Here is a 7,027-nt window from a genome sequence, read left to right on the forward strand (position 1 = left end):
GCGTTCCTCAGGGTTGGATTTTCGGCAGCGCCTGGGCGCGCCGCAGTGCCCGTTGGGCGCGGGTCTCGGCACGCTCCATCTCGAGCAGTCCCTCTTCGACGAAGACCAGATGCTCGTGGGAACGCGCCCGGGCATCCTCGGCTTGTCCTGCGAGAATGGCGTCGAGCAGGGCTCGGTGCTGCTTCATCAGCATGGGACGCGACTGGGGTTTCTCGAACAGATGGGCGAGATTGTCGACGATGCTTTTCTCCAGCAAGTCGAAGATGCCACGAATGGTGTGCAGCAGCAGTACATTGTGCGCCGCTTCGGCGATTGCCAGGTGAAAGGCGGCGTCGGCCTTGGCTTCCAGTTCGGGATCGCGTCCGGCGAAGCAGGCTTCCAGCTCCTCGAAACGCTTGAGCAGCATGGCGCGATCGGCCGGGGTCGAGCGGAGGGCGGCGTAGTAGGCGGAGAGCCCTTCCATGGCATCGCGGAATTCGAGCAGGTCCAGGTGGAACTCCTGATGGCGGGCCAGCATGTCCAGCAGGGGGTCGCTGTAGCCACTGTTGAGTTCATGCGTGACGAAGGTGCCACCGCCCTGGCGGCTGGTCAGCAAGCCGCGGGTCGCCAGCTTCTGAATCGCTTCGCGCAGCGAAGGACGCGACACGCCGAAGCGTTCGGCCAGCTCCCGCTCCGGCGGCAACCGCTGGCCGGGTTTCAGGCTCCCTTCGAGGATCATCGCCTCGAGGCGTTCGGTAATGACATCGGCCAATCGCGGCTGACGTACGGTCTGGTAGGTCATGTAGTCATCCGGGAGCGATGGTGCATAATTGGTCTTACCAATAATGGCCCGAAAGGGTCCGCCTTGCAAACCGTGTTCGCCATGCGGAAGGCCGGAACCGATGCCTAGGAGTGCCTAGGCGTTACCCTGTGTGATCGACCAAAGTCTATAGGAAGGGAGGGGGTAAAGACATCGTCGTCGTTTGACACTGACAGGGGGGGAACTCTAAGGTTCATTCACCTTTTACGGTAAATTGGTAAAACCAATTTGCTCGTAGAAAGCAAGGCAAGAACATGACAAAGCCGTACGTCGCCGCGGCCGACAGTGAGGGAGCCTCATGACGTCAGTCAAGCTGTACCCACCCAAGCCGGAGAAGGTGTATCTCTTCGGCACCTGCCTCATCGATCTCTTCTATCCTCAGGCGGGCCTGGATGCCATTCGCCTGCTGGAGCGCGAGGGTATCGAAGTGCTCTACCCTCAGGATCAGACCTGCTGCGGTCAGCCGGCCTATACTTCCGGCTATCATGACGAGGCACGGGCCGTCGCTGCGGCACAGCTCGACCTGTTTTCCGAGCCTTGGCCGATCGTGGTGCCTTCGGGCTCCTGTGGCGGCATGATGCGCATCCACTATCCCCAGCTATTCGCCGGTACCGACCGTGAAACCCTGGCAGGCGAAGTGGCGGGGCGAATCTATGAACTCACCGAGTTCCTGGTACACGTCTGCCATTTACGGCTCGAGGACCAAGGGCCGTCGGAGAGGGTCGCGATGCACACCTCTTGCAGTGCGCGGCGCGAGATGGGGCTGGCCGAGACCGGTCCGGCACTGCTTGCCCGTATGGGCCAGGTCGAGCTGGCGGAGCAGGCGCGTGCCGCCGAATGCTGCGGTTTCGGCGGCACCTTTGCCGTGCGCCATCCCGAGGTCTCCGCCGCCATGGTCGAGGACAAGACCCAGGCCATCGCGGCCACCGGTGCGACGCGCTTCGTCACCTCCGACTGCGGCTGCCTGATGAACATTGCCGGCCGGTTCGAGCAACAGGACAAGGCGATCAAGGGCGAGCACATCGCCAGCTACCTGTGGCGGAGAACCTCATGAGCTCAGCACACGAGTCGGTGCAGACCTTCACGCCTCGCGAGTTTCATCGTCAAGCCCATGATGCCCTCGGCAATCCCCAGATACGCGCCAACTTCCGTCGGGCCATGGATGGTCTGATGGCCAAGCGGCGCGACGTATTCAGCGACTGGGATCTCGAGACACTGCGCGAACTCGGTGCCAACATTCGCCTGCGCGCGCTGGCCAAGTTGCCCGACCTGCTCGAGAGGCTCGAGGCCAACTGTCAGGCCAACGGCATTCAGGTGCACTGGGCCGAGAACGGCGATGAGGCATGCCGGATCATTCGCGGGATCTGCGAGCGCCACGAGGCCAAGGCCGTGATCAAGGGCAAGTCGATGGTCTCCGAGGAGATGCATCTCAATGCCCACCTGGAGGAGGCGGGCATCGAGGCGCTGGAGTCCGACCTCGGCGAGTACCTGGTGCAGCTCAACGAGCAGACCCCTTCCCACATCATCATGCCGGCGATCCATCTCAACACCGACGAGATTTCCAAGATCCTGCACGACAGGACGGGTACCGAGCGCACCCGCGACGTCGACATCATGACCGCGGCGGCCCGGGCCCAGCTGCGCGAGCGGTTCATGGCTGCCGACGTGGGTATCTCGGGGGTCAACTTCGCCGTGGCCGAGACAGGCACCCTGTGCCTGGTGGAAAACGAGGGCAACGGGCGGATGACCACCGCCGTGCCGCCGGTGCACATCGCCGTGACCGGCATCGAGAAAGTCGTCGAGCAACTGCGCGACGTGCCACCGCTCTATGCGCTGCTCACCCGTTCGGCCACCGGCCAGCACGTCACCACCTACTTCAACATGATCAGCTCGCCGAGGAAGTCCGGCGAGCACGATGGACCGCAGGAGGTTCACCTCGTGCTGGTCGACAGCGGCCGCTCCAACATCTATCAAGACGACGAGTTGCTCGACACCTTGCGCTGCATCCGCTGCGGCGCCTGCATGAACCATTGCCCGGTCTATACCCGGGTGGGTGGCCACACCTACGGCACCACCTACCCCGGTCCTATCGGTAGCATCCTGATGCCGCATATGATGGGGTTGGAAGAAACCAAGGACCTGCCCACGGCGTCGAGCCTGTGCGGTGCCTGTGGCGAGGTGTGCCCGGTCAAGATCCCGATTCCCGATCTGCTGGTGCGTCTGCGACGAGAGTCGGTGGGCGAGGGGCGCGGCAACGTGCCCGGCGCAGGTGTCAAGCGGACGAAGACGGAGGTGGCGGCCTGGAAAGGGTTCCAATGGCTGGCCACGCATCCCGCCGCCTGGCGCAGCGGTATGGCGCTGGCCGGTAAGCTCCAGGCGCTGATGCCGTCGAGGCTGGGGCCGTGGACGGAATACCGCACTGCCCCCAAGCCGGCCAAGGTCTCGCTGCATGCCCTGGTCAAGCGCCATCAGGCAAACAAGGCCGATGAGAATGAGGAGACGCGTTGATGACTGCCCGCGACAACATTCTCAAACGCCTGCGCGAGCGCACCGACGGACCCTTGGCGGCGCCTGAGAGCGACTTCGCCGTAGTCACCGGGCGCGACTGGAGCCAGGAAGAGCGGCTGGCCCGCTTCGAGCGCCTGATTACCTCGGTTCACGGCGAGGTGATCCACACCTCGCACGACGGCTGGACCAAGGCGCTTGCCGAAGTGCTCGAAGCCAAAGGCATTCGTCGCCTGGCGCTGGGGCGGGAACACCCTGTGGCCGCCGAGGCGCGTGCCGCCCTTGCCGAAGGTGACGTCTCCCTGATCGACGCCGACCGCGATGTCGAGTCCTGGCGGCACGAGCAGTTCCACGACACCGATGCCGGCCTGACCTCCACCCGCGGCGCCATCGCCGAGACCGGCAGTTTGTGGCTGTGGCCGACCCCCGATGAGCCGAGGCTGCTGAGCCTGGTGCCGCCGATCCATGTCGCGGTGTTGGATGCCGACACCATTGAAGACACCTTCTTCGACGTGATCGAGGCCCACGGCTGGGCCGGTGGCATGCCCACCAACGCGCTGCTGATTTCCGGGCCGAGCAAGACCGCCGACATTGAGCAGACCCTGGCCTACGGCGTGCATGGCCCCCGCGAGCTGGTGGTGCTGCTGCGCCACGCCGAGGAGCGCCCATGACCGCTGGCAAGGTGGCGCCACCCATCGATGCCTGGCAAGAGCTCAAGCAAGAGCTGCTTTCGATCATGCCCGACGAGCGGCTGATCGACGATCCGCTGCGCACCCTGGCCTATGGCACCGACGCCAGTTTCTACCGGCTGATACCCAAGCTGGTGGTGCGCCCCGCTGACGAGGAGGAACTGGTGGCGGTGCTGGCCGGCTGTCGCAAGCGCCGGCTGCCGGTCACCTTCCGTGCCGCCGGGACCTCGCTCTCGGGACAGGCGGTGAGCGGCTCGGTGCTGATCCAACTGCGCGAGGGCTGGCGCGGGCACGAGATCCTCGACAATGGCCGGGCGATCCGCCTGCAGCCCGGCGTCATCGGCGCCCGGGCCAATCAATTGCTGGCCCCTTTCGGGCGCAAGATCGGTCCCGATCCGGCCTCCATCAATAGCTGCATGATAGGCGGGATCGCCGCCAACAACGCCTCGGGCATGTGCTGCGGCACGGCGCAGAACAGCTACCGCACAGTGCGCGACATGCGTGTAATCCTGGCCGACGGTACGCGTCTGGATACTGCCGACCCGGCCAGCCGTGCGAACTTCCGCCGTAGCCACGCAGGACTCATCGAGGGGCTCGAGCGGCTCGCCGCCGAAACCCGGTCCAACGCGCCACTGGCCGAAAAGATCCGTCACAAATACCGGCTCAAGAATACCACCGGTTATGCGCTCAACAGCCTGATCGATTTCAACGACGGCATCGAAATTCTCAAGCACCTGCTGATCGGCTCCGAGGGCACGCTCGGCTTTATCAGTACCATTACCTACGACACCGTGGTCGACGAACCGCACAAGGCTGCGGCGCTGGTCTTCCTGCCTGATATGGCCACGACCTGCCGTGCCACCATCGCACTCAAGTCCGCGCCGGTATCCGCAGTGGAACTGATGGATCGCGCTGCGCTACGCTCGGTGGAAAACAAGCCGGGCATGCCTGAGGGGCTCAAGACCCTACCTGACGGGGCGGCGGCGCTTCTCATCGATGTGCGCGGCAACGACGAGGCGCAGCTCGAATCCAGGCTCGATGCGGTGCAGGCCATCTTCGAGGGCATCCACACCCTGGAGCCGGTCACCTTCACCCGCGACAAAACCTCCTACGAACGCTACTGGAAAATTCGCAAGGGGCTCTTCCCCGCCGTTGGGGCGGTTCGTGACACCGGTACCACGGTGATCATCGAGGACGTCGCCTTTCCCATCGAACGTCTCGACGAGGGCGTGCTGGCGCTGACTCAGGTCTTCCATCGCCACGGCTACCCGGAGGCGATCCTCTTCGGCCACGCCCTGGAGGGCAACCTGCACTTCGTCTTTCCGCAAGGCTTCGAGAAGCCCGGCGAGGTGGAGCGCTACCAGGCGCTGATGGACGAGGTGGCACAACTGGTCGGCGTCGAATACGGTGGCTCGCTCAAGGCCGAACACGGCACCGGGCGTAACATGGCACCCTACGTCGAATGGGAGTGGGGGCCCGAGGCCTACGCGCTGATGTGGCAAATCAAGGGGCTGTTCGACCCCGAGAACCTGCTCAACCCCGACGTCATCCTCAGTCGCAATCCAACCCTGCACCTGGAGAACCTCAAGCCGCTGCCGGCTGTCGATCCCATCGTCGACAAGTGCATCGAATGCGGCTTCTGCGAGCATGTCTGCCCTTCGCGCGATCTCACGCTCACGCCGCGGCAGCGCATCGTCGCTGCCCGCGAGATGGCCAGGCTCGAGGCGTTGGGTGAAAGACTCGACGCCAAGAATGCCGAGTGTCTCGAACGGCTGCGTGAGGATTACCGCTACGCCGGCGACGAGACCTGCGCCGTCGACGGGCTGTGCGCTACCCAGTGCCCGGTGGGTATCAACACCGGTGAGCTGATCCGTGAGATGCGCCATGATCGGCTGGCGGCGCATGCCCACCTGGCTCGTCGGATGGGGCGCCATTTCTCCGGCACCACGCGGCTGGCGAGGGGTATGCTCAACCTGGCCGGCGTCGGGCGCACCGTACTGGGCGAGAAAGGGCTCTTCAAGGTGAGTGGAGCCATCACCCAGGCCAGTGGCGGCAAGGTGCCCCAGTGGATTCCCACCCTGCCCAAGGCGGCGTCGATCCGTGTGCTCAAGCGAGAACCTGCGGCCGGTGGCATGCGTGACAAGGTGGTCTATTTCCCTTCCTGTGCTACCCGTGTCTTCGGCGCCGCCTATGGCGACAGCGAGAACCGCTCGATCATGGAGATCACCCTTTCGCTGCTGGAGAAGGCCGGCTTCGAAGTGATCGTGCCGGAGATGCCAGGACATCTCTGCTGCGGTATGGCCTTCCAATCCAAGGGCCAGTTCGAGGAGGCGACGCACAAGGCGCGCGAGCTCAACCGTGAGCTGCTGGTGGCAAGCCAGAACGGCCGTTATCCGATACTCAGCGACACCAGCCCCTGCGTGCTGCACATGCAGGGACGGCTGGATGACCGCCTCGCGATGCAGGAGCCGGTAGCCTTCGCCCACGATCATCTGCTGCCGCGCCTCGATATCCTGCCGCTCGATGAGCGGGTGGCGGTGCACGTGACTTGCTCCAGCATCCACATGGGGTTGGGCGAGCGGATGGTGGCCCTGGCGCGGGCCTGCGCCCGTGAGGTGGTGGTACCGGCCGAGATTACCTGCTGCGGCTTCGCCGGCGACAAGGGGTTGGTTACGCCGGAGCTTAACGCCTCCGCGCTCCAGGGGCTGGCCGGGCAGGTGGAGGAGTGCGACGCCGGCTACTCCAACTCGCGCACCTGCGAGATCGGTCTGTCGCTGCATGGCGGCATCCCGTATCGTTCGATTCTGTCGCTGCTCGATCGTGCCAGCCGCGAGCGCAGGGAAGCGGTCGAGACAGTCTGAGTCATCCACAGTCGCTCACTCGCGAGCGGCTGTGGCTCGCGAGCGGCTGTGGATAGTTCTGCCGTCATCGCTTCTTCATGCGCCTGCCGTCATTCTGAAACTTTTTTGCCAGCGGCCCTTGCGGGGTCGCGGGGAAACCCGTAAAGTACGCATCCGCTGCCGGCGACGGGCAA

At 64.6% G+C, this 7,027-nt stretch carries 5 protein-coding genes; 4 read left to right on the forward strand and 1 reads right to left on the reverse strand.

Translation table 11 applies throughout. The features are described 5' to 3' along the window. Positions 1 to 7 precede the first annotated feature (7 nt). Positions 8 to 781 (reverse strand): GntR family transcriptional regulator, encoded by a 774-nt coding sequence (locus F0A17_RS18640; protein ID WP_149329859.1) that lies wholly within the window; start codon positions 779 to 781, stop codon positions 8 to 10. 316 nt (positions 782 to 1,097) lie between these two features. Between F0A17_RS18640 and F0A17_RS18645 the strand changes: the two genes are divergently transcribed. Genes F0A17_RS18645 through F0A17_RS18660 form a run of 4 tightly spaced genes read left to right on the forward strand, consistent with a single transcriptional unit; the run spans position 1,098 to position 6,854 of the window. Continuing rightward, positions 1,098 to 1,853, forward strand: a complete 756-nt coding sequence (locus F0A17_RS18645; RefSeq protein WP_149329860.1) for a (Fe-S)-binding protein — start codon at positions 1,098 to 1,100, stop codon at positions 1,851 to 1,853. Continuing rightward, entirely contained in the window at positions 1,850 to 3,307 is a 1,458-nt protein-coding gene (locus tag F0A17_RS18650; protein WP_149329861.1) for a LutB/LldF family L-lactate oxidation iron-sulfur protein, read from the forward strand. Before F0A17_RS18645 ends, F0A17_RS18650 begins: the two co-directional genes overlap by 4 nt. Then, on the forward strand, positions 3,307 to 3,975 hold the full coding sequence (locus tag F0A17_RS18655; protein ID WP_149329862.1) for a LutC/YkgG family protein: 669 nt from the start codon (positions 3,307 to 3,309) through the stop codon (positions 3,973 to 3,975). The genes F0A17_RS18650 and F0A17_RS18655 overlap by 1 nt, the downstream gene beginning before the upstream one ends. Next, positions 3,972 to 6,854 carry an FAD-binding and (Fe-S)-binding domain-containing protein gene (locus F0A17_RS18660; protein ID WP_149329863.1) on the forward strand — a complete coding sequence of 961 codons (2,883 nt, stop codon included), beginning with the start codon at positions 3,972 to 3,974 and terminating at the stop codon, positions 6,852 to 6,854. The genes F0A17_RS18655 and F0A17_RS18660 overlap by 4 nt, the downstream gene beginning before the upstream one ends. Positions 6,855 to 7,027: the final 173 nt, after the last annotated feature.

The sequence above is a fragment of the Billgrantia pellis genome (genome assembly GCF_008297955.1).
GTDB lineage: Bacteria > Pseudomonadota > Gammaproteobacteria > Pseudomonadales > Halomonadaceae > Halomonas > Halomonas pellis.